Source organism: Allobosea sp. 2KB_26 (assembly GCF_052115715.1).
Taxonomy (GTDB): domain Bacteria; phylum Pseudomonadota; class Alphaproteobacteria; order Rhizobiales; family Beijerinckiaceae; genus Allobosea.
The window spans coordinates 1,261,109-1,283,665 of sequence record NZ_JBFRHE010000001.1; the positions used below are offsets into that span (position 1 = coordinate 1,261,109).

Annotated in this window: 21 protein-coding genes; 5 read left to right on the top strand and 16 right to left on the bottom strand. The window is 64.8% G+C overall.

Features of this window, described 5'->3' with window-relative positions; translation table 11 throughout:
• Window positions 1–110: 110 nt before the first annotated feature.
• Together AB4099_RS06145 and AB4099_RS06150 are read right to left on the bottom strand one after the other, a co-directional pair.
• On the bottom strand, window positions 111–929 hold the full coding sequence (locus tag AB4099_RS06145; protein ID WP_113511039.1) for an ABC transporter ATP-binding protein: 819 nt from the start codon (window positions 927–929) through the stop codon (window positions 111–113).
• On the bottom strand, window positions 926–2,863 hold the full coding sequence (locus tag AB4099_RS06150) for an AMP-dependent synthetase/ligase (protein ID WP_441477680.1): 1,938 nt from the start codon (window positions 2,861–2,863) through the stop codon (window positions 926–928). The genes AB4099_RS06145 and AB4099_RS06150 overlap by 4 nt, the downstream gene beginning before the upstream one ends.
• 374 nt (window positions 2,864–3,237) lie before the next feature.
• Between AB4099_RS06150 and AB4099_RS06155 the strand changes: the two genes are divergently transcribed.
• Window positions 3,238–3,978 (top strand): bestrophin-like domain, encoded by a 741-nt coding sequence (locus tag AB4099_RS06155; protein ID WP_113511037.1) that lies wholly within the window; start codon window positions 3,238–3,240, stop codon window positions 3,976–3,978.
• A 26-nt stretch (window positions 3,979–4,004) separates the two neighbouring features.
• Here AB4099_RS06155 and AB4099_RS06160 read toward each other — a convergent pair whose 3' ends face one another.
• Together AB4099_RS06160 and AB4099_RS06165 are read right to left on the bottom strand one after the other, a co-directional pair.
• On the bottom strand, window positions 4,005–4,679 hold the full coding sequence (locus tag AB4099_RS06160; protein WP_441477385.1) for a Crp/Fnr family transcriptional regulator: 675 nt from the start codon (window positions 4,677–4,679) through the stop codon (window positions 4,005–4,007).
• 119 nt (window positions 4,680–4,798) lie between these two features.
• A complete protein-coding gene (locus AB4099_RS06165; RefSeq protein ID WP_441477386.1) occupies window positions 4,799–6,076 on the bottom strand; it encodes an MFS transporter in 1,278 nt (425 codons plus the stop codon).
• Between the two features lie 104 nt (window positions 6,077–6,180).
• On the opposite strand from AB4099_RS06165, the gene AB4099_RS06170 reads away from it, so the two are divergent.
• On the top strand, window positions 6,181–6,657 hold the full coding sequence (locus tag AB4099_RS06170; RefSeq protein WP_441477387.1) for a winged helix-turn-helix transcriptional regulator: 477 nt from the start codon (window positions 6,181–6,183) through the stop codon (window positions 6,655–6,657).
• Window positions 6,658–6,695: 38 nt separating this feature from the next.
• Here the strand turns inward: AB4099_RS06170 and AB4099_RS06175 are convergent, their stop codons facing one another.
• The 3 genes from AB4099_RS06175 to AB4099_RS06185 all read right to left on the bottom strand — a co-directional run bounded on the left by AB4099_RS06175 (window position 6,696) and on the right by AB4099_RS06185 (window position 10,966).
• Entirely contained in the window at window positions 6,696–6,845 is a 150-nt protein-coding gene (locus AB4099_RS06175; protein WP_441477388.1) for a hypothetical protein, read from the bottom strand.
• On the bottom strand, window positions 6,845–7,282 hold the full coding sequence (locus AB4099_RS06180; RefSeq protein ID WP_441477389.1) for a LysE family translocator: 438 nt from the start codon (window positions 7,280–7,282) through the stop codon (window positions 6,845–6,847). Before AB4099_RS06180 ends, AB4099_RS06175 begins: the two co-directional genes overlap by 1 nt.
• Window positions 7,283–7,408: 126 nt before the next feature.
• On the bottom strand, window positions 7,409–10,966 hold the full coding sequence (locus AB4099_RS06185; protein WP_441477390.1) for an indolepyruvate ferredoxin oxidoreductase family protein: 3,558 nt from the start codon (window positions 10,964–10,966) through the stop codon (window positions 7,409–7,411).
• A 257-nt stretch (window positions 10,967–11,223) separates the two neighbouring features.
• Between AB4099_RS06185 and AB4099_RS06190 the strand changes: the two genes are divergently transcribed.
• Both AB4099_RS06190 and AB4099_RS06195 read left to right on the top strand, forming a co-directional pair.
• Window positions 11,224–11,874 (top strand): DUF1007 family protein, encoded by a 651-nt coding sequence (locus AB4099_RS06190; RefSeq protein ID WP_162767930.1) that lies wholly within the window; start codon window positions 11,224–11,226, stop codon window positions 11,872–11,874.
• Window positions 11,865–12,884 carry a nickel/cobalt transporter gene (locus AB4099_RS06195; RefSeq protein WP_441477391.1) on the top strand — a complete coding sequence of 340 codons (1,020 nt, stop codon included), beginning with the start codon at window positions 11,865–11,867 and terminating at the stop codon, window positions 12,882–12,884. Before AB4099_RS06190 ends, AB4099_RS06195 begins: the two co-directional genes overlap by 10 nt.
• A 31-nt stretch (window positions 12,885–12,915) precedes the next feature.
• On the opposite strand, the gene AB4099_RS06200 is transcribed toward AB4099_RS06195, so the two are convergent.
• From AB4099_RS06200 to AB4099_RS06225, 6 genes are all read right to left on the bottom strand, one after another.
• Window positions 12,916–13,857, bottom strand: coding sequence for a DUF6454 family protein (locus AB4099_RS06200; protein ID WP_441477392.1), 942 nt, complete (start codon window positions 13,855–13,857; stop codon window positions 12,916–12,918).
• A gap of 132 nt (window positions 13,858–13,989) precedes the next feature.
• Window positions 13,990–14,379: a nitrile hydratase accessory protein gene (locus AB4099_RS06205; protein ID WP_441477393.1), complete on the bottom strand. Its 390-nt coding sequence runs from the start codon at window positions 14,377–14,379 to the stop codon at window positions 13,990–13,992.
• Window positions 14,366–15,025: a nitrile hydratase subunit beta gene (gene nthB / locus AB4099_RS06210; protein WP_441477394.1), complete on the bottom strand. Its 660-nt coding sequence runs from the start codon at window positions 15,023–15,025 to the stop codon at window positions 14,366–14,368. The genes AB4099_RS06205 and nthB overlap by 14 nt, the downstream gene beginning before the upstream one ends.
• Window positions 15,022–15,651, bottom strand: coding sequence for a nitrile hydratase subunit alpha (gene nthA, locus AB4099_RS06215; RefSeq protein WP_441477395.1), 630 nt, complete (start codon window positions 15,649–15,651; stop codon window positions 15,022–15,024). The genes nthB and nthA overlap by 4 nt, the downstream gene beginning before the upstream one ends.
• A 10-nt stretch (window positions 15,652–15,661) precedes the next feature.
• A complete protein-coding gene (locus AB4099_RS06220; RefSeq protein ID WP_441477396.1) occupies window positions 15,662–16,858 on the bottom strand; it encodes an amidase in 1,197 nt (398 codons plus the stop codon).
• A 5-nt stretch (window positions 16,859–16,863) separates the two neighbouring features.
• A complete protein-coding gene (locus AB4099_RS06225; protein WP_441477397.1) occupies window positions 16,864–18,453 on the bottom strand; it encodes a gamma-glutamyltransferase family protein in 1,590 nt (529 codons plus the stop codon).
• 113 nt (window positions 18,454–18,566) lie between these two features.
• Between AB4099_RS06225 and AB4099_RS06230 the strand changes: the two genes are divergently transcribed.
• Window positions 18,567–18,806, top strand: a complete 240-nt coding sequence (locus AB4099_RS06230) for a hypothetical protein (RefSeq protein WP_113511096.1) — start codon at window positions 18,567–18,569, stop codon at window positions 18,804–18,806.
• 2 nt (window positions 18,807–18,808) lie between these two features.
• Here the strand turns inward: AB4099_RS06230 and AB4099_RS06235 are convergent, their stop codons facing one another.
• The 3 genes from AB4099_RS06235 to AB4099_RS06245 all read right to left on the bottom strand — a co-directional run bounded on the left by AB4099_RS06235 (window position 18,809) and on the right by AB4099_RS06245 (window position 22,362).
• Window positions 18,809–19,174 (bottom strand): DUF1850 domain-containing protein, encoded by a 366-nt coding sequence (locus tag AB4099_RS06235; protein ID WP_113511025.1) that lies wholly within the window; start codon window positions 19,172–19,174, stop codon window positions 18,809–18,811.
• Window positions 19,171–21,309, bottom strand: coding sequence for a TRAP transporter permease (locus AB4099_RS06240; protein ID WP_441477398.1), 2,139 nt, complete (start codon window positions 21,307–21,309; stop codon window positions 19,171–19,173). The genes AB4099_RS06235 and AB4099_RS06240 overlap by 4 nt, the downstream gene beginning before the upstream one ends.
• Window positions 21,310–21,393: 84 nt before the next feature.
• Complete coding sequence (locus AB4099_RS06245) at window positions 21,394–22,362, bottom strand: TAXI family TRAP transporter solute-binding subunit (protein WP_441477399.1); 969 nt, start codon at window positions 22,360–22,362, stop codon at window positions 21,394–21,396.
• Window positions 22,363–22,557: the final 195 nt, after the last annotated feature.

Genomic DNA, 22,557 nt, shown 5'->3' on the forward strand with positions numbered 1-22,557 from the left:
ACCCTGGCAAGGCTGGGACGCCCCGCACACATCGCGGCGACGATCGGGGTCGCAAATTGACGCTTCAACGATCCGAGGCTCGGTCCGTGCGGCAGGCATCGATGTCTCCCTCAATGCGCCACGCCGAGATAGGCATCGATCACCTTCTGGTCCTGCTTGACCTCGTCGGGCGTGCCGTCGGCGATCTTGCGGCCGTATTCGAGCACGACGACACGGTCGGACAAATCCATGACCACGCCCATGTCATGCTCGATCAGCGCGATCGTCGTGCCGAACTGATTGTTCACGTCGAGGATGAAGCGGCACATGTCCTCCTTTTCCTCGAGATTCATGCCGGCCATCGGCTCGTCGAGCAGCAGGAGTTCCGGTTCCATCGCCAGCGCGCGGCCCAGCTCGACACGCTTCTGCAGCCCATAGGGCAACTTGCCGACCGGCAGCTTGCGGATGTGCTCGATCTGCAGGAAGTCGATGATGTCCTCGACCACCTTGCGATGCTCGATCTCCTCGGCCATCGCCGGCCCCTGCCGCAGGGCCTGCCAGAAGAAGCCGCGCCGCATCTTCAGCGTGCGCCCGGTCATGATGTTGTCGAGCGTCGACATGCCCTTGAACAGCGCGACGTTCTGGAAGGTCCGCGCAATGCCGGCTGCAGCCGCCTGATGCGGCTTCATCCTGGCGCGACGCACGCCCTTGTAGGTGATCTGGCCTTCCTGCGGATGATAGAAGCCATTGATGCAGTTCAGCATCGAGGTCTTGCCGGCCCCGTTGGGGCCGATAATGGCGCGCACCTCGCCCTTGCGGATGTCGAAGGAGACGCCGGAGATCGCCTTCACGCCGCCGAAGCGCAGCGAGACATTCTCGACCGAGAGCAGGATCTCGCCCTTCTTGGCGGGGATCGGCGTGCCGGTGAGGTTCATGGGTTCCGCATTCATGCTGCCCTCGCCGCGTCAGGCCGCTCGGGTGCCGTTGCCGGGTAGGTCTTGGCGTCACGCACCTTGACCCGTGCGGAAATCACGCCCTTGCGGCCATCCTCGAAGGTGACTTCGGTAGAGATGTCGGCCTCTCTCGAGCCGTCATAGAGCGCGTTCACCAGGGGCGCGTAGCGTTCGGCAATGAAGCCGCGCCGGACCTTCTGGGTGCGTGTCAGCTCGCCGTCGTCCGCATCGAGTTCCTTGTGCAGGATCAGGAAGCGCTTGACCTGGGCCCCGCCCATCGCTGGCTCGGACGCCAGCGACTTGTTCACCTCGTCGATGTGTTTGGCGATCATGTCGTAGACGAGATCGTGGCCGGCCAGCTCCTGATAGGAGGCATAGACGACATTGTTGCGCTCGGCCCAGTTGCCGACGGCCGTCAGGTCGATATTGAGCGCGACGGTCGCATAGTCGCGGCCCTGGCCGAAGGCGACCGCCTCCTTGATGTTCGGATAGAACTTGAGCTTGTTCTCGATATATTTGGGCGGGAACAGCTCGCCGGAATTGAGTTTCCCGACATCCTTGGCCCGGTCGATGATCTTAAGATGGCCGGTCTCGTCGAAGAAGCCGGCATCGCCGGAGCGGACATAGCCATCCGCCGTCATCGTCTCGGCCGTCTTCTCCGGATCCTTGTAATAGCCGCCGAAGATCGAGGGCGAACGGTAGAGGACCTCGCCATTCTCATCGAGCTTGATCTCGACCAGCGGCGCCGGGCGGCCGACCGTGTCGGCCCGGATTTCGCCATTGGGCTGCATGGTGATGTAGACGCCGGCTTCGGTCTGGCCGTAGAGCTGCTTCAGATTGACGCCGATCGAGCGGTAGAACCGGAAGATCTCGGGGCCGATCGCCTCGCCGGCGGTGTAGCCGACCTTGATGCTGGTCAGGCCGAAGCGATTGCGCAACGGCGCGTAGATCAACGCGTCGCCGAGCTTGTAGAGCAACCGCGCTCCGAGCGGGACCGGTTCGCCGTTCAGGATCTTCTCGCCATGCTTCTTCGCCACGCCGAGGAAGAAATGGAACATCTTGCGCATCAGTGGCCCGGCATCCTCCATGCGCACCATGGTGATGGTCAGCATGTTCTCGAAGACCCGCGGTGGCGCGAAGGCATAGGTCGTGCCGACCTCGCGGCGGTCGTCGATCACCGTCTCCGGCCCTTCCGGGCAGTTGACGCAGAAGCCGGCGACGATGGCCTGCGCATAGGAGAAGACATGGTCGCCGACCCAGGCGATCGGCAGATAGGCGATGACCTCGTCTTCCTCATTCAGCCCGTCGAACTGGCAGCCGATCTCGGCCGCCGTGATGACGTTGTAATGGCTGAGCATCACGCCCTTGGGGCGGCCGGTGGTGCCCGAGGTGTAGAGGATGACAGCGAGATCCGAGCCGGTTCCCGCCTCCATCTCGCGGTCGAGTCCGGCCGACGCCGCTGAATTCGCCTTCAGGGCCTTGGCCCCGGCCTCGATCACGCGACCAATGTCGTGCAGCTTGGCATGGTCGTAATCACGCAAGCCGCGCGACTCGTCGTAGAGCATGGTCCTCAGGCGCGGCAGGCGATCGGCGATCGAGAGCACCTTGTCGACCTGCTCCTGGTCCTGGACGCAGGCAAACACCGCCTCGGCATGGTCGAGCACATAGGCCATCTCGTCAGCGACGGAATCGGCATAGACCGGCACCGGAATGGCGCCGAGCCACTGCGCCGCGCACATTGACCAGTAGAGGCGTGGCCGGTTGTAGCCGATGATCGCGACCTTTTCGCCGCGCTTGAGACCGAGTTCCTGCAATCCTCTGGCATAGGCACGAACCTGCTCGGCCATCTCGGCCCAGTTCCAGGACTGCCAGATGCCGAGATCCTTGTGCCGATAGGCCGTGCGGCTGCCGCGCTCACACGCATTGCGCATCAGCAATTTCGGAAAGGTATCCGCCTGGCCGGCGGTTGCGCTTGCCACGGTTGCGTTCTCCCTGTCCGGCTGCCGTACATTGCAGCAGCCTTCTTCCGGGCCGGTTCCGACCTCTTTGTTCATGCAAGCCTTGCAGGCCCGGCACATCTTCGCAAGGAGGCACTTGACAGACAACTTGTTATTTGGTCGCTATTGTCCCGCCGAAGTGTGCGAGAGCGCGATTCCATGCAATTTTGGAGACTTCGGCATGCTTGGGACCTGTCAGATCTAGCCGGCCATCCCTATCCGTGGGAGTTGCGCGAAGTGACTGAGCTGTCTTTTTCGATGTTCTGAGACATAACACTGCCAGGCAGCCAGCAACCAGGTCCCCGTCCATGGATCCTTACGTCATCGGCGGCATTGCGTTTCTGTGCGTGTTCGGCGCTGCCTTGATCGGGATGTTTCTGCGCGCACGCCTGCCGGACCATCACTTGAGTCCGGAGTCCCGGGACGCCATCAAGCTTGCCACGGCAGTCGTCGGAACGCTCTCGGCGCTCGCGCTGGGTCTCTTGATCGCCTCGGCAAAGAGATCGTTCGACGAGGCTGGGACCGGATTGAGAACAACGGCCGCGCGCGTGCTCCTGCTCGACCGTGTCATGGCTCATTACGGACCGGAGGCGACCGAGACCCGTGCAATGCTTCGCAAGCTCCTCGAAACGCGGTTGAGCGACGCGGGCAGCGAGAGGTCGCTCGACGACGGCCTGGATGTCGAGCCTGTCCAGGATGCGCTGCGAAACCTGTCGCCACAGACCGATGCGCAGCGCTGGCTCCAGACACGCGCCCTTCAACTCAGTGGACAGATCGCGGAGGCGCGATGGATGCGCGCCGAAACCGAAGTCGGAGGATTTCCCGGCGCATTCCTGGCCATCCTCGTGTTCTGGCTCGCCTTGCTCTTTGCCTCGTTCGGTCTGTTGGCCCCGGGCAATGGAACGGTCATGGCGACTTTATTCGTCTGCGCCTTGTCGGTGACGGGAGCGCTGGTGCTGATCATCGACATGGACCACCCCTATCTCGGCTTCATCCGCATTTCAGACGCTCCCTTGAAACAGGCCTTCGAGCGCCTCGGCCGAGAGTGATCAAGCACGCTGGATCGTTTGTGCTCCTAACCGTCGTAACGCGCGAGCCGATCCAGATCGAGGATGGTGACCGCGCCGTGGCCGACCTCGAGCAAGCCGAGATCCGCAAGCTTCGCAAGCCCCTGATTGGCCATCTGCCGCGACATGCCGGCGAGCAGGCCGAGCTCTTCCTGAGAAATCGCGAGCGTGAGGCTCTGGCCGGGATAGAGGATCGGATTGAACAGCCAGGCGAGGTTGCGCGCCAGACGGGCGGTCGAATCCAGCATCCGCTCGGTCTCAGCCAGCGCGATGAACTGGCCGAGCCGCTCGTTGAACTGATGGACGAGGAAGCGATTGAACGCCGCACTGTGCTCGAAGAGCCAGAGAAAGCTCGAGCGCCGCATCAGCGCGAGCTGGGTGTCGCGCAAGGCCACCAGATCATAGCGGCGCAGTTCAGCCTTGATCACCGTGCCTTCTCCGAACCAGGCCCCCGCACGCAGGCCGGCCAGCGTCGCGGATTTACCTTCCTTCGAGGTGGTGCTCATCTTCACCAGCCCCTCGGCGACACCGGTCCAGGATTCGAGCCGGTCGCCGACATGACAGATGTAGTTGCCCTTCCCGTAGGATTTCAGGCTGATTCCGCGTCGCGCTTCCTCAAACTCTTCCGGCTTCAGGTCGCGCGACCAGGCAGCGATGCGGCGCAGGTCTTCGGGAGAGATCAAGGCATGTTCACCGCGCGTTAGAGTGGGCATGAGCCCGCAATGCCGAACCAGTATGCGGCGTCATGGGCGGCCAACTCAAGCCCGGCGCGCCAAGCGAGGTTTGGTACCGGCTCTTCGGTTCATTCGGCCCGGATCTCTGCGGGCTGGTGCCGGCGGGTGGCCGCCCAGAACAGCAGCGCCAGCAGGCTGATCGTGGCTCCCAGCACGCAGACGCCGATCCAGCCCGCGCGGGCATAGACCATGGTCGAGGCGATCGAGCCCAGAGCGCTGCCCAGCGAGTAGAACACCATATAGCCGCCGACGAGCCGGCTGCGGGCATCGGGCCGCACCGCGAAGATCATGGTCTGGTTGGTGATATGCACGGCCTGGATCGCGAGATCGAGCAGGATAACGCCGATGATCAGGTTCCAGAGCGATGCACTCATCGAGGCAATCGGGATCCAGGACAGCACCAGCAGGCCCAGCGAAAGACCGGTGACACGCTGACCGAATCCTCGGTCCGCGAGCGATCCGGCGCGGGCGGCCGCAAGTGCCCCCGCCAGCCCGACGAGACCGAACATCCCGATCTCGGTATGGGACAGGGAGAGGGGCGCGGCGCTGAGCGGCAGGACCAGTGACGTCCAGAACACGCTAAAACTGGCAAAGATCAGCAAGGCGAGCATGGCGCGTACCCGCAGGATCGGCTCCCTGACGAACAGGCCAACCACGGACGCGAGTAGCTCCGGATAGGAGATCCTCGTCGCAGCGCGCTCATGCTTCGGCAGCACCCGGAACAGCAGGAAGGCCATCAGCACGGCAAGGACTGCCGATGCCAGATAGACCAGACGCCAGCCCCCGATATCGGCAAGCACTCCCGAAACGAACCGCGCCAGCAGAATGCCGATCACGATCCCGCTCGTGATCCTGCCAACGGTCCGCCCGCGCTCCTCGTCTGCCGCCATGCTGGCCGCAAAGGCAACGAGCACCTGCACGACGACTGCGAGCAGGCCAACCGCCACCATCCCCGCCAGCAGGACGGCTGCGCTCGGCGCCAAGCCGACGACAAGCAGTGCCAGGCTTGAGAGCAGCGCTTGTGTGCCGATCAACCGCCGCCGATCGAGCAGATCGCCAAGCGGTACGATGAAGATCAGTCCGAGCGCGTAGCCGATTTGCGTCATTGTCACCACGCCGCCGATCGCGGCCGGACTGATCGCGAGATCGCGGGCCATCACATCGAGCAGCGGCTGGGCAAAATAGATGTTCGCGACGCTGAGGCCGCAGGCGACGGCGAAGAGTAGCGTTACCGCGTGCGAGAGGCCTTGGTGCGCGTCGGCTCCGTCTTCCTGTCCCGGCGCACCGCGGCCGATGGGAGGCTCGACCCGGGAGATGGCGGGGGTGGCTGAGTTCAGAGGCTTCATCGAGTCATTCCTGCAATATGGTTCTATAATAGGACCGCGTTGCATGTAGCCGAATCCAGTCCTATTTTGGAACCAGACATCACGGGGAAGTGAGACGGAAATCGATGGTCAAGCGCACCAGCCTCAAGGATGCGGATTGCCCCGTCGCCCGCGCCCTGGACGCGATCGGCGATTGGTGGTCCCTGCTGATCATTCGCGATGCATTCAGCGACGTGCGGCGTTTCGGTGAATTCCAGAGGAGCCTCGGCGTCGCCAAGGGCATCCTCGCCACGCGGCTGCGCAATCTGGTCGAACGCGGCGTCCTTGAGATCGCGCCAGCCTCGGATGGCAGCGCCTATCAGGAATATGTGCTGACGCAGAAGGGCCGCGGCCTGTTCGTCGTCGTTGCGGGATTGCGGCAATGGGGGGAAGACCAGTGCTACGAGCCGGGCGAGCCCCATTCCGCACTCATCGACAACGAGACCGGACAACCTGTCGGGCGCCTCGAACTGCGTTCCGCCGACGGGCGGGTCCTTGGCCCGCTCAACACGACCGTGCGTTTGGCCGCACCACCGTCCGCAAGGCCCCATGGCAGGGCCTGAACCTGGAGCCGACCGGCAGCATCACCTACGGGCGGACCTCACCGCACCAGCGCAAATGCGACCGACGCAATCAGCAGGCCGGCGAAGACGATATTGATGGCCCGGTTCAGCCGCGGCCCACGAAAACAGTGGGTCAGCGCCGCTCCCGCGGCGAGCCAGAGCAGATTGACCGCGGCGATGATCGCCATCAGCAGCGCCGCCTTCGCCAGCGCATCGGCGGCTCGCGCAAAAGGACGAAACCGGAGAAGAGCGCCGCCATCGCCGCATAGCCCTTCGGGTTGACGAGCGACAGTAGGGCACCTGCAGCGAAGGACGGTTGCTCATCGCGTTCGCTCGCCTCGCTCAGGGGCGGCGCAGTAGCGATGCGATAGGCCAGATAGAGAAAATACCCAGCCGCAGCGACCGTCACCACCGGCGCGACGCCGGGCAGTGCCATCAGCACCCCGACCATGCCGCTGGCGGTGATCGCGATGACGAAGGCCATGCCGCTGGTAATGCCGGCAGCATAGACGAGTCCCCCGCGGGCCCCGAAGGCAGCACCGGTTGCAGCCAGGCTCAAGGTGGCAGGTCCAGGACTGCCCGCGAGTGCGAGCCCGGCGAGAACGAAACCGAACAACCCCTCCATGCCGCGCCTCCACTGGTGGTTGAGCAGCATAGTGTCAGGCCTGGGCGGCCGAATGTCTTGAACGATCGTGCGGACCAGACCAGACGGCGGGGGTCATCCTGCTGGGACGACCCCGGCCAGATCCGCCTACTCGGCCGCTCTCGGCATGGCCAATGCCGCAGCGGAGCCGTCACGCAGCCGGGCCAGGAGATCGGTCTCCTCGGCCTTGGCCTGCTTGAGGTGGCGTTCCTTGACATGGCCGAAACCCCGGATCTTTTCCGGGATCGCCGCCAGCGCCACGCAGAGCGCATGGTTCTCCGGCGTCAGCCGGTTCACCAGTTCGCCGATCAGCGCGTCGTATTCAGCGATCAGCCGGCGCTCCGTCCTGCGTTCCTCGGTGCGGCCGAAGATGTCGAAGGCCGTGCCACGCAGGCCCTTCAGTTTCGCCAGCAGGCCGAAGGCCTTCATCATCCAAGGGCCGAAGCTCATCTTGCGCGGCAGGCCGGTATGGGGATCGACCTTGGCGAGCAGCGGCGGCGCGAGATGGAACTCGTAGCGCAGCCTCTCACCCGAAGCGCTGTCCTTCTCGAAGGTCGCCGCCACCTGCTTCTGGAACGAGCCATCGGCATAAAGCCGCGCGACCTCGTACTCGTCCTTGTAGGCCATCAGCTTGAACAGATAGCGCGCCACGCTTTCGGCGAGCGCGCTCTGCCCCGGCATGACCTGCACTTCCTTGACCTGGATGCGCGCGACAAGATGGCGATAGCGCGCCGCATAGGCCGCATTCTGGTAGGCAGTGAGATAAGCGACGCGACGTGCGATGATCTCTTCCAGAGTCTCGGAGAGATGCCGCGCCTGTGTCGGCGCCTTGGCCTCCGCAAGGGCAGAGGTCAGGGCATCCGGATCATTCGCCGCACGCCGGCCGAGCTCGAAGGCCTGCTTGTTCATGGCGACCGCTTCGCCGTTGAGCTCGATCGCCCGGAGCAGCGAGGCGCGCGACAGTGGCACGCCGCCGAACTGCCACGCATAACCGAGCATGAACATGTTGGCGGCAATGGCGTTGCCGAGGAAAGCGTTCGCAGCCGCCGTCGCATCGACGAGATGCGTCCGCTCACGCCCTGATGCAGAGATGATCGCCCGTTTCAGCCGTTCGATCGGCAGTGAAAAATCGGCATTGCGGGTGAAATCTCCCGGCATGCTCTCGGCCGTATTGACCACGACGATGGCCCGGTCAGGCCGGATTGCGCCAAGGACCTTCTTCGAGCCAGTGACAGTGAGATCGCAACCTAGCACCAGATCCGCCTGACCGGCGGCGACGCGAATGGCGTGAATGTCTTCGGGCCGCGGCGCGAGTTTGACATGGCTGAAGACCGCCCCGCCCTTCTGGGCAAGGCCGGCCATGTCGATCATACCGCAGCCCTTGCCTTCGAGATGCGCCGCCATTCCAAGAATGGCGCCGATCGTCACCACGCCGGTGCCGCCGACACCGGTGACGACGACCGCGAAACTGCGATCGAGTGCCGGGACCTGCGGCTCTGGAAGCTCGCCTGCGCTGAGCGCTCCGGCATCGAGCCGGCGCGGCGCCGCCTTCTTCGGCCGGGCGCCATGCACGGTGACGAAGGAGGGGCAGAAGCCCTTCACGCAAGAAAAGTCCTTGTTGCAGTTCGACTGGTCGATCTGGCGCTTGCGGCCGAACTCGGTCTCCAGCGGCTGCACCGAGACGCAGTTCGACTGCACGCCGCAATCGCCGCAGCCTTCGCAGACGAGTTCGTTGACGATCACCCGCTTGTCGGGATCGGGATAGGCGCCACGCTTGCGCCGGCGGCGCTTCTCGGTGGCGCAGGTCTGGTCGTAAAGCAGCAACGACACGCCCGGAACCTGCGCAAGCTCGCGCTGCACGGCATCGAGATCGTCGCGATGATGGATCGTCGTGCCGGCGGGCCATTGCGTACCCGGCGGGTATTTGTCCGGTTCGTCGCTGACCACTGCGACGCGATGCACGCCTTCGGCTGCAATCTGGCGAGCCATCTGGTCGGGGGTCAGATGCCCTTCCGCCTGCTGGCCGCCGGTCATGGCGACCGCATCGTTATAGAGCAGCTTGTAGGTGACGTTGACGCCAGCAGCGACCGCCCAGCGGATCGCGAGCGAGCCGGAATGGGTATAGGTGCCGTCCCCGAGATTCTGGAAAACGTGCTGGCGCGTCGAGAACGGCGCTTCGCCGATCCAGTTCGCGCCTTCTCCGCCCATCTGGGTGAAGCCTGCAGTGCTCCGATCCATCCACTGCACCATGTAATGGCAGCCGATGCCGGCATAGGCGCGCGAGCCTTCGGGTACCACCGTGGAACTGTTATGCGGGCAGCCCGAGCAGTAATACGGCGTTCGCTTGGCGATATCCTGCGCCTCGGCGAGGCGCCCCTGCGCCTGGGCGATCTCCTCAAGCCGGCCCCGTAGCACCGGATCGTCCTTGTATTGCAGCAGCCGCGCGCCAAGCGCGATCGCGACGTCGTTGGGATCGAGCGCTCCATGGACCGGGAAGAGCCATTCGCCCTTCTCGTCCTTCTTGCCGATCACCATCGGCTGGTGCTTGGAGCCATAGAGCTCCTCGCGGACCTGCACCTCGATCAGCGAGCGCTTTTCCTCGACCACCATGACGAGATCGAGCTTTGAGGCAAAATCCTTCAACTCGCTCGGATCGATCGGCCAGGGGCAGGCGACCTTGAACAGGCGGATGCCGAGATCATTGGCGCGAACCTCGTCGATGCCGAGATCCTCCATCGCCTGGCGGACATCGAGATAGGATTTGCCGACCGTGATGATGCCGATACGCGGCTTCTTGCCCCCGGAGGTGATGGTCTGGTTGAGCTTGTTGGCGCGCAGATAGGCGAGCATCGCGGCGCGCTTGTGGATATGCAGCCGCTTCTCCTGATCGACGAAATCCAGCTCGCGGCGAATGCTCAACCCGCCCGGCGGCATAACGAAATCCTTCGGCGAGACGATCTTGACCCGGTCGACCGAGCCATCGACGGACGCCGTCGACTCGATATTGTCCTTCACGCATTTGATGCCGACCCAGACCGAGGCAAAACGCGAGAGCGCGATGCCGTGCAGGGCATAATCCATGATCTCCTGAACGCCGGCCGGGTTCAGGATCGGCATCATCCGGTCGACGAAGACAAACTCGGTCTGATGCGCATTCGTGGACGATTCAGCGGTGTGGTCGTCGCCCATCAGGCAGATGACGCCGCCATGGGGCGAGGTGCCCGCCATGTTGCCGTGGCGGAAGACGTCGCCGCTGCGGTCCACGCCCGGGCCCTTGCCGTACCAAAGCGCGAAGACGCCGTCATGCTTGCCCTCGCCTTGCAGCTCGGCCTGCTGAGTGCCCCAGACCGCGGTCGCGGCCAGATCCTCGTTCAGTCCCGGCTGGAAGACGACATCGGAGGCCTTGAGCTGTTTGCCTGCCCGAAGCAATTGCTGGTCGAGCCCGCCCAGCGGCGAGCCGCGATAGCCCGAAACGAAGCCCGCCGTGTTCAGGCCAGCGCGGCGGTCGCGCTCGCGCTGGACCATCAGCATGCGGGCGATCGCCTGCGTCCCGGTCAGGAATATCTGCTGTTTCGAGAGGTCGTATTTGTCGTCCAGCGCGACCTCGCGCAACGGGCCGGCCTCAGCCTGCTCTATGGCGCCGGACTTCTGTTCCATCTCGGCCATGGCCGACCTCCCCGATCGTCCCGTTACGGCAGAATGGGGCCAGTTGGTCCGGCCTCCAACTTGATATTATGTCAGCAATGCTGACATATCGTCTCGTTACGGTCAATCACCCTGGGATCGTTCCAGAATGCGCCGCGATTTGGCCCCCTTTGCGAGGGATGGGTGGACTTGGAACCGTCCTTGGCTGTTGGCCGTCGTTTACGGTTGGTTAACCATGTCGGGCCAGCTTCGCCGCTGAAATCGAGGGATTCCCTGTCGTGACCCGATGCCGCCGCGGCCTTCTCATTCTCGCCGGACTTATGGCCTGGTTCGGGTTCGCCGGTCTCGCCGTCGCGCATCCGCATGTCTTCGTCAGTGCGCGCACCGAGATCATCTATGCCCCCGACGGCAGCGTGAAGGCGCTGAAGCATATCTGGAGTTTCGACGAGGCCTATTCCGCCTTCATCACGCAGGGGCTCGACAAGAATGGCGACGGCAAGCTGACGCCTGACGAGCTGGCGGAGCTCGCCAAGGTCAACATGGAATCCCTGCCTGATGTCGGCTTCTTCACCATCGCCAAGGCGAACGGCAAGGTGCAGGCCTTCGGCGAGCCCAGCGAGGCTGCGCTCGCCTTCGAGAACAAGATCCTGACCTTGACCTATGTCCTACCCCTCAAGCAGCCAGCCGCCGCCAATCGATCCTTCGGCATCGAGATCGGCGATCCCACCTATTTCGTCGCCTTCGACATCGCCGAAGCCGCAGACGCCGTGATCGCGCGCGATGCACCCAAGGGCTGCGTCGTCCGGATTGCCCGCCCGCCCAAGCTCGACGCCGCCGTCCAGCAGAAGCTCGCGCAGGAGGACATCACGGCGCAGCCCGACATGAGCGGATATCAGGTCACGACGCGCGCACTGGTCGCATGTCCCTGAGCGCGCCCCATTCGTCGTCGCTACGCCTGCCGATCGTCTCGCGCAGACTCGCCCTGATGGCTCTCTCGCTTCTGGCAGTTGCCGGCGCCCTTGCCGTGCTGGCCTATGTGATTGCGAGCGTGAGCACGCCGCCGCCTCCGCCGCCGCGCAACCCCTTCGGGACCGCCCTGCCCCGCGAGGCCCTGCCTTCGACGACGGGCATCGGCGCCTTGCTCCTGTCCTGGCAATCAGCCTTCTACCGCGAACTCACCGCGACACTGAAGGCGATCCACGCCAGCAGCGCGGCCCTGCCCGGCCTGCTTGCCCTGGCCTTCGGCTACGGCGTCTTTCACGCAGCCGGCCCCGGCCACGGCAAGGCGGTGATCTCGGGCTACATCGTCGCCGATAATCGCAGCCTCAGGCGCGGCCTCGCCTTGAGCTTTGCCGCCGCGATCCTTCAGGCACTGGTCGCCATCGCGCTGGTCCTGACCCTGACGATTGCCCTGAGGACGACCGCTGCGACCATGAGCGCGACGACGACACTCATCGAGCAGGCGAGTTTCGCGCTCGTTGGCCTGGTCGGACTATGGGTGCTCTGGCGCAAGACTGGCACGCTGCTCGCCCTGTCGGGCGATGCCGCCGCCCATGATCCGGCCTGCGACCATATTCACATGCCCGGTCCCGACGAGATCGCCAGATTGCGCGGCTGGCGTGAAATGGCCGGCGTGGTTTTCGCGGCGGGCCTGCGTCCTTGCGCCGGCGCTCTCATTATTCTCGTCTTCGCGTTCTCGCAGGGGCTGCTCTGGGCCGGCATCGCCGCGACCTTTGCCATGGCGCTCGGCACAGCCCTGACCACGGGAGCGCTTGCTGCGCTCGCGGTCTTCTTCAAGTTCGCAGCCTTGAGACTGGCCGGAGGCGGCAGCTTGCGCGGCGCCAGAGTGATCGCAGGGCTCGAACTGCTCGCTGCCGCCTTCGTCGCCGTGCTCGGCGCGGCACTGTTCCTTGGCCTCTGGGCGGCACAGGGGAGCTGAACCACCCGCACCGCCGAGACCCACGTTCAATCTACTTGGCCACCGCCTCGTAGATGAAGAGCACCGACTTGTCGTCATCCGGGATGAAATGCGCGCGCACGCCGTCAGGCGTCGGTTCGGCCCAGAACGGGTTCTGCGTCATCGGCAGCCCGGACGGCGACCAGAGCTCGACCGGCACCTGATAGACTGGCCGGTTATCCCTGAGGTCGACGATCTCGAATCCGCCGAGGCGAAAGATCGGCCCGTCCTTCGTGGCGCGATAGGCGTTGAGGCCCGAGCAGAGCATCCGGCTCATGCCGATATAGTGGCAGTCCTGATAGTCGATATAGAGCGCGGGATTGATCACCCGCAGTTGTTCAGGAGCCGCGCCCGCATTGGTCACCCGGCCTTCGCCATCCAGGGTCCATTTGTAGAAGCGGCGCGAACCCCAGCTCACCCCGTGCAGTGATTTGTCGTCGGTATTGTGGACGATGCCGCCGATATGGTCCTTGAAGCGCAGCACCTCGGTCGCCTTCAGCGTCTCCGGATCGACCTTGTAGACGATCGACTGACTGTTGGGCCGATACTCGGCAACCGTCACCCAGATATGCTTGCCGTCGAAATCGATCCCGCCCGGATGGTACATCGAGCCTTCGCCGAGCGTGGCGCTGGCCAGCAGCTTCCCCTCGGCATCGACCTTGAAGAGATGGCCGATGCCCTCGCCGGTATCGCGATCATAGCCATCCCTGGGCTCGGAGAAGCGGGTCGTCGGCTTCGTGATCTCGACCGAGGAGACGAAGAAGGCGTCGCCGATCTTCAGCATTCCTTGCGGGTGATGAGTCGGGAATTGCAGCGGAACGGCAGCCTTCTGCGTCCATTGCGTGTTGCGGGTGAGCTTTTCGATACGCCCATTGAGTGCCGGGTCGGCCGCATGGGCAGGTGCGGTCAGCAACAAACCGGCAAAGCCGACCAGGCAAGTCATCGTCTTGATCATCAGGGCCTCCCCAACGGCATGTTTCTCCGAAAGTGGAGTCGATGCCGATCGCGATGTCGTCCCTTATCCAGCGCCCGACAAACTCATGTGACAAGTCCACGCCGCAGTGATGCCGGAGCGATGCGCTCGCCCTCAGCTCACGCGTTGCGGATCGTTCTCCAACAGGATCGGCCTGCCATGCGGCGTCGCCTCGGCCGCGCGCTCCCAGGACGCCGCCAGCGCGTCGACGCCCTCATGCGAGGCCAGCCCCTTGGCGATCAGGAGATGCTCCAGCGCCTCGCACCAACGTTCGTAATAGTCCGAGCCATCCCGGCAGCCACCGGCCGCGACCGCTTCCCGGATCTCGGCGCCGAGCGCCTCCGCCCATTCCTGCGCGGTAAGGACGCCTTTGTTCTGCAGCGCCACGACCAGCGCAAAGGCCTGCGCCTGCCAGGGCTCCGCAAAGACCGGCCCATCCGCGTCGCGCGGGATCGGCGTGCCTGCTGCGAGCGCATCGGCAAGGGCTGCGTCAGGCCGGCTCAAGATAGCTCTCCCACGCCTCGACGCTGACGCTGGACGTTGGGTCCGCATCGCGTCCCCAGAGCTCGGGGCCACTGAAGACCACGGTGTAGAGCCATTGCGCCGCCTCCGGCGCGCCATGCGCTCCAGTATCGGGGAAGACGTGATTGCCGCGCACAGCCTCGATCCGGCCGAGCCTGCCGCGGGCATAGCGCGGCAAGCGCGTATGGCCGGCCGGATGCATCACGATCGTGCGCACCGCATCCCCGACCGCAAACCGTGCCGGCGCCGAAGCTTCGCGCTCATAGGGAAAGCCACGCCGCAAGACGGCTGGGACATCCGCCCCCTTCAGCACCCGTTTGGGTGTCGTCCCCGACCCTGCCGACGCGCCGCTGTCCATTTCTGCAGGCGTCGCAAAGCCGTGCCGCTGCAGCACCGTCCGCAGCCCTTCGTACCAGATCTCATAATAGGAGAACGAGAGGTAATCCGCCGGCGGAATGCTCTCGCGTGCATGCCGGATCTCATCGATCGTCCAATGCCCCATGGCGCCAGCTGCAACGTTCAGCGCGAGCATGCGGCTCTCCCATCCGCCATGGAAGACCGGCTCGTTCGGCTCCGGCATAACGGGCCCGAAGCCCATCTGGCCGCCGAGATCCTGCCCGCCATTCATGTTGCCGCTCCCACCTCGGGCAACCCCACGCCGATCATCGAATCCCGCGTGACGATGCCGGCAAGCCGTTCCTCGTCCCAGCCCTCGGTACCGGCAGGGCGTTGCGGGATGACGAGGAAGCGCGTCTCGGCCGTCGAATCCCAGACCCGGATGCGCTGATCGGCGGGCAGCGTCACGCCGAAATCCGCCAGCACGCCGCGGGGATCGAAGACGGCGCGCGAGCGATAGGGCGGCGACTTGTACCAGACCGGCGGCAGGCCGAGCACGGGCCACGGATAGCAGGAACACAGCGTGCAAACGATCAGGTTATGCTCGTCCGGAGTGTTGAACACCGCGACGATATGCTCGCCGCCGCGGCCGCCATAGCCAAGCTCGGCAACGGCCGCGGTGCCGTCCTGCCTGAGCCGTTCTGCGAAGGCAGGGTCCGTCCAGGCTTTCGCCACGACCAGTGCGCCGTTGCGCGGGCCCACCTTCGTCTCGTAAGTCTCGACGATGGCGTCGAGCGCCGCCGGATCGACATAGCCCTTGGCGACGAGGAGCGTTTCCAGCGCCTTCACCCTCGCCTCGATCGGCGTGAAGTGATTATCATGGTCGTGATGATGGTGGTGGTGATCGTGCCCGCTCATGGCAGCCTCCTCACGCAATCCTGATCCGTGCCGCCCGCTCGAACTTGACGGCGAAATGCACGAGCGACCTGTCCGAGCCCTTCGGCCCGATCAGCGACAAGCCGAGCGGCGCCTCCTCACGCTGGGCCGCCGGAATCGTCACCTGCGGAAAGCCGGAAAGGCCGGACAGGCAGAGTAGCCGCAGTGCCCGGTTCCGGAAATCCTCCAGCTCGCCTTCGGTCGCGCTGACCAGCGGCGCGATATCCGGCACCGTCGGCAGGATCAATACGCCATCCGAGCCCAGCAGCCGCGCAAGCTTGGTCCGGAAGGCTTTGCGCAGGCTTTCGCCCTTGGCGTAGTCCTCGTCGCTCACTGATTTCGAGAAGGCGAAGCGTTCGGCGACGCCCGGTCCGAGCGGTGGCTGGAACCGCTCGATCATCTCACCGTCGGCGTTCCAGGCGTCGCGCCCCTGCACCCAGCGGAACGCCCAGTAGAGCGCATCGATATCACGCGCGACCTTGACGGTCTCGGGCTGCCCCAGCAGCGGCAGCGCGCGCTGCACGACATTGCGCAGCACATTCTCGGCATCCGGTGTTGCTTGCGCAAACATGTCCTGTGCCAGCAGCAGGCGCGGGATCTCCGGCAGGTCCGATCGATCCTTGCCGAGGACGACATCGGCAACGCGGGCAAAGGTCTTGCCGTCGCGCGCGAACCAGCCTGGTGTATCCAGGCTCTCGGCCAGCGGCCAGGTCCGCTTCAGTGAAAGGCGGCCATGCGTCGGCCTGATGCCGAAGAGCCCGCCATAGCTCGCCGGCGCGCGGACAGAGCCGCCGGTGTCGGAGCCAAGCGCGATATCGGCGAGCTTGCCGGCAACCGCCGCCATCGAGCCCGAGGACGAGCCGCCGGTGATGCGATCAGGCGCAGCCGGATTGATCGGCGCGCCGAAATGCGCGTTCTTGCCGTTCATCGAGAAGGCGAGTTCGTCGGTGATCGTCTTGCCGACGAAGCGGGCGCCGGCGTCCAGCAGCACCTTCACGATCGGTGCCGTCTTGGCTTTGATTCCCGACTGCGCCAGCACCGTCGGCGAGCCTGCGCCCGTAGGGTAGCCCTTGACGTCGAACAGATCCTTGACCGCGAGCGTCAGTCCGGCAAGCGGGCCATCCGGCGCGTGCTTAACCGGCGCGTCCGGATAGGGCATGAAACAGCGGAAGGGATCGTCCTTGACCATCAAGTTCAAACTCCCCTCGCGTCGCCGTCGGAGCGCGGATCATGCGTCGCTTCGACATGACCCTTCTGATGTTTCACCAGCATGCCGGCATGGCCGAAGCTGTCGGAATAGGCTTCGCTGTACTCCTCGACCGGGTGGCCAGCAGCCGTGAGCCTTGCCAGCAGCATCGGGTCGAACCGGCTTTCCAGCTTGAGCGAAAGCGAACCCGCCCCCCAGGTCTTGCCGAAGAGCCAGCGTGGCGCGTCGACGGCGGTCGCAGGATTCTGGCCGAACCGATAGCGCGTCAGGATCTGCGCCTGGAACTGCGGCTGACCGTCGCCGCCCATCGCTCCATAGGAGACCACGCGCCCGTCATCGAAGCGGGCGAGCGGCGGATTCAACGTGTGGAAGGGCTTGCGGCCCGGCGCCAGCGGATTCAGCGCGGTCTTGTCGAGCGAGAAGGAGACACCGCGATTCTGCCAATGGATACCGGTCTTGGGCAGAACGCATCCCGAGCCATATTCCCAGTAGATCGACTGGATATAGGAGACGGCGACCCCATTGCCGTCGATCGCGCCCATCCAGACCGTGTCGCCCTCGCGAGGCGCGAAGGGCCAGCTCGCAGCCCGCTTGCGATCGATCGCCGCCGCCTCACGGGCGAGGACCGCCTCCGTGAGGAAGCTCGCAGGATCCGCCTTCATATGGGCCGGGTCGGTGATCTGCCGATCGCGGATGGCAAAGGCTCGCTTGGTCGCTTCGACCAGCCCGTGATGATGGTCAAAACCCTCCGCCCGCGTTACGCCGAGCTTCTCGAAGATGCCAAGGATCAGCAGCGAGGCAAGCCCCTGGGTCGGAGGCGGGAAATTATAGACGGTCAGGCCCGGCAGCTTCAGCGACAGCGCCTGCACCATGCGCGCCTTGAATCCGGCGAGATCCGCCCGTGTGACCGGCGCGCCCATCGCATCGAGATCGGCGCCGATCTCCCGGCCGATATCGCCGCGGTAGAAATCATCGAGCCCGGCATCGGCCAGCTGTTTAAAGGTCCCGCCGAGCGCGTCCGGCTTCCGGCGCGCACCGGCCGTCGGCCGTTCGCCCCCCGGCCAGAAGAAGTCGCTGAAACCCGGGGCCAGCTTTGTCGCCTCTGCCTCTTGCGGCCAGGTGCGCAGCTCCGAATCCGAGATGTCATATCCGGCGTCGCAATGGCTGATCGCATCCGCGAGCAGATCGCGCACCGGCATCTTCCCGCCGAACGCCTTTGCCAGTTCCAGCGCGGCCTGCCAGCCGCCGATCGCACCGGCGACCGTCACCGCCGCATCGGGGCCGCGCGAGGGGATGCTGTCATGCCCCTTCTCGCGATAGCGCTCGATCGTCGCCAGTGCGCCCGCCGGGCCGCAGGCCTCGATCGCATGCACCTTGCCGCCAGGCGCGTGCACCATCCAGAACCCGTCGCCGCCGATGGCATTCATATGCGGATAGACCACGGCAATGGTCGCCGCCATCGCCACCATGGCCTCGATCGCATTGCCACCCTCGGCGAGAACCGCGCGCCCGGCTTCCGAGGCAAGGCGATGCGGCGCCGCCGCGGCACCGGTGGAGAAAACAGGCGTATCGATCATCAGAGGGTTTTCAATCCAGCCGGGAGCAACCATTTGCCGAGTGGCGCGATTTTGTTGCATGCCGGCAGCGCGTCGGCTAGGCCGTAGCGCGTATGAATTATCAAGGAACGAACATGGCTGAAGAGAGTGGCACCTGGCGTACCATGATCATGGTGATCTCGCTCGGCATCCTGATCGCCGTCGAGCTCTTCGGCGTCGCGCTGGCGTCGGGCTGGGCCCTCGCTGGCCTTTTCGAGCTCGGTCATATCGTCGGTTATATCCTGATGGCGCTGTTCTCGGGCTTCGCGGCCTACGGGATGCTCGTCTTCATGCGTCGCGTGTTCAAGTTCGAGCATATCGGCGAGCGCCACTGAACTCAGCCACACGGCCGGAGAACCACCGGATCGGCCGCCTCGGGCAGATAGCTGCCCATCGGCCGACACACGGCTCCGATGCAGACCGTCCAGTCCGCCGTTGCGCCCGAACGCCGCATCACGACCTCGGGAAGCGCCGGCAAGGCCGGCGTCCAGCGCCAGAACCCGTCGCGCAATGTCGCACCATCGGGCGGGTCCATGCCCGCCCCCGATCCTTCGACCCGCGCTTCGACCAGCCGCAAACCGCCCGGCGTCTCCCGCCAGACCTCTTCCCATAGCGTCTTCTGCACCGAGTGCCGCCAGCCGAGCGTGATCTCATCGGCGCCCAGCGCAATGACGAGGGCACTGGCCGCGAGGCACAGGCTCACGCTGTGCTGCTCGCCTGCAGGCGGCGCGTCTCCCACCAGTGACGCCCGACCAACGCGGCTGTGAGCAGATAGCCGAGCGCGTCGCTATAGGGGAACTCTCCGAACAGGAACACCGCTGCGACGAAGGCGAGGATGCGTTCCGTCACGTTGAGTCGATCGAACAGATAGCCGATGGCCACGATCCCGAAGAGACCGATGGCAACGCTCGCCTTGAAGACGGCATAGATCACCGAAGGCCAGAAGCCGATGAGGGCCGACATCGGGTCGCCCTGCTGCAGCATCAGTGCCGGCGAATAGACCGCGATGAATGGGATGACATAGCCCGCCAGCGCGACCCGCATCGCTTCCCAGCCGATCTTGTCCGGGTTCTCCTTCGCGATCGGCGCCGCCGCGAGTGCCGCGAGGGCCACGGGCGGCGAGAGGTCGGCCATGATTCCGTAGTAGAATGCGAACATGTGGCTTACGATCAGCGGTACTCCAAGCTGTTCCAGCGCCGGAGCCGCCAAGGCCGCCACGATGATGTAGGTCGGGATCGTCGGGATCCCGGTGCCGAGCAGGATCGACAGGATCATCGTCAGGACCAATGCCAGGAACAGGCTGGTCTTGCCGAGGCCGATGACCCAGGCGCCGAAGGTCGTACCGATGCCCGTCTGCGTCATCAGGCCGATGATGGTTCCGACGATCGCGCACGCAATGCCGACCGGCAGCGCGGTCTTGGCGGCATCGGCCAGCGCATTGCGGCAGATCACCAGCGTCGCGCGACCGCCGATGGTGAGCGCGTTCAGGCCGATCAAACCGGCGATCAGCCCAGCGACAACCCTGACATCCATCCCGTTGCGCAGAAGCGCACCCGCGATCAAGCCGAGGCCCACCCAGAAGATCACACGCAGCGTCATCGTCTTGAACCCGAGCGCGACACCGGTGCCCAGCAGCAGGCCGACGGTCAGCGCCAGCCCGATTGTGCCGGCGAAGAGCGGGGTGAAGCCGTGGAACAGCATGAACACCAGCACGGCGAGCGGCAGCGCCAGGAACCAGCGTTCGCGCAGAGCCTTGAGCGGGCTGGGCAGCAAACGCCGCTCGATACCCTTGAGACCGTGTTTGCCCGCCTCGAGATGCACCATCCAGAAAGCCGAGGCGAAATAGAGGACCGCCGGGATCGCTGCGGCCTTGACGATCTCCGAGTAATCCACGCCCAGCGTCTCGGCCATGATGAAGGCGGCCGCGCCCATCACCGGCGGCATGATCTGCCCACCCATCGAGGCCGTGGCTTCGACACCGGCGGCGAAGGCGCGCCGATAGCCGAACTTGATCATGAGCGGGATCGTGAACTGCCCGACCGTGACGACATTCGCGACGCCCGAGCCCGAGATCATGCCCATCAGGCCGGAGGAGAACACCGCGACTTTGGCGGGCCCCCCACGCGCGCTGCCGAAGAGGCCAAGCGAAACGTCATTGAAGAGATGGATCATCCCGGCCTTCTCCAGGAAGGAGCCGAAGACGATGAAGAGGAAGATATAGGTCGCCGACACATAGGTCGGCACGCCGTAAAAGCCCTCCGTGCCGAAGGACAGATGGCCGATGATCTGATCGAAACCGTAGCCGCGATGGTTGAATGGCGACGGCAGATACTGGCCGAAGAACCAGTAAAGCAGGCACACACCGCACATGATCGGCAAGGCATTGCCCATCAGCCGCCGCGCGGCCTCGAAGATGAGAACGATCAGCAGGGTCCCGACCACGAGATCGGCCGTCGAGGGATCGCCGTCGCGCAGGATCAGATCGGCGTAGAAGACGAGCTGATAGAGGCCAACACCGAAGCCGATGACGCCCAGCGCCCAGCCGGCCCAGCGCCCTGCAGTGGTCTTCGCCTTGAAATTGGCGACGAGGCCGAAGCTGAGCAGCAGAAGGAAGCCGACATGGACGCCGCGCACCGCCTGGCTCGGCAGCACGTGCCAGGCCGAGATCGCGATCTGGAAACAGGCGAATGCGAGCGCGACGGCATACGCCACAAGGCCCCAGTGGCCGGGTCCGAAGCCCGGCGGAAAGCCGTGCTCGAAATTGTCGAGCGCCGCATTCTCGACTGGCGTCTCGCTCGCTCCCGAAAGCGCGTGCAGTTGGTCCGTCTGACTCGTCATCGCGTCGCATATCCCCAATGGCGTGCGCATGCGCCGGCGCCGCCCCCGAAGGCCAGCGCCGGGAGAGTTAAATGCGAGAGGTGATCAGGACCCGACCTTGAGGCCCTTCTCCCTGAGATAGCGCGCCGCCCCCGGATGCAGCGGTACCGGCATGCCCTCGAGCGCGCTCTCGAGCTTGATCGCCTTGCCGGCCGAATGCGCTGCGCCAAGTTCCCCGAGATTATCGAAGATGTTCTTCGTCATCTGGTAGACGAGCTCCTCCTTCACCCCCTCATGGGTGACAAGGTAGTTCACCACTGCCGCCGTGTTCACCGCTGCCGCCTGGCCACCATAGGTGTTGGCGGGAATGGTCGCGCTGACGAAGGGCGCTCCGGCCTTGTCGATGACCGCCTTCGGCACCTCGACGACGACGATCTCGACCGAGGATGCGAGATCGCGGATGGAGGCCACGCCGAGGCCCGCCGACTGAAGCGTCGCATCAAGCTGGCGGTTCTTCATCAGCTCGACCGATTCGGCGAAGGGCAGATACTCGATCTTGCCAAGGTCCTTGTAGGCTAGGCCTGCCGCCGCGAGGATCGCGCGCGCATTCAGCTCGGTGCCGGATTTCGGGGCGCCCACCGAAAGCCGCTTGCCCTTGAGATCGGCGAGCGTCTTGATGCCGCTTTCCTTTGAGGCGACGATCTGCACGAAATTCGGATAGATCGCAGTGATACCGCGCAATTTCTTCAGCGGGCTCTTGAACCCGGCATCCTCATCGCCCTTCCAGGCCGCATCGAGCGAATCGCCGAGCGTGAAGGCGAGTTCGCCACGTCCCTGCTGCAGGAGCACGAGATTCTCGACCGATGCCTTGGTCGCCTGCACCGTCGGGCGGGTGCCGGGAATCTTCTCGCCATAGATCTTCGAGAGGGCAACGCCCATCGGATAATAGACGCCGGAGGTGCCTCCGGTCAGCACATTGACGAACTCTTGCGCGCGAGCACCCGCAGGAGCAGCAGCGATCAGCAAGGCGGTAGCGATACCGGCCAGAGACCGGCCGCGAAACAGCGTCTTCATGGATCCTCCCAGAACCTTATTTCCCAGCACGAGCGGCCGGGCTTTGACCCTTGTAGAACGGCCCGTTGAGACAAGGAAAGCCCAGGAAATGCATTGCCGGGGCAGCTCCGCCGCGCGTCCGTGACGCTTTCGCCATTTTTTCGGTGCATCGGGCAGGCTCCCGCGTCTGGTTGCCCTTGCCCATTGGACAGGTTA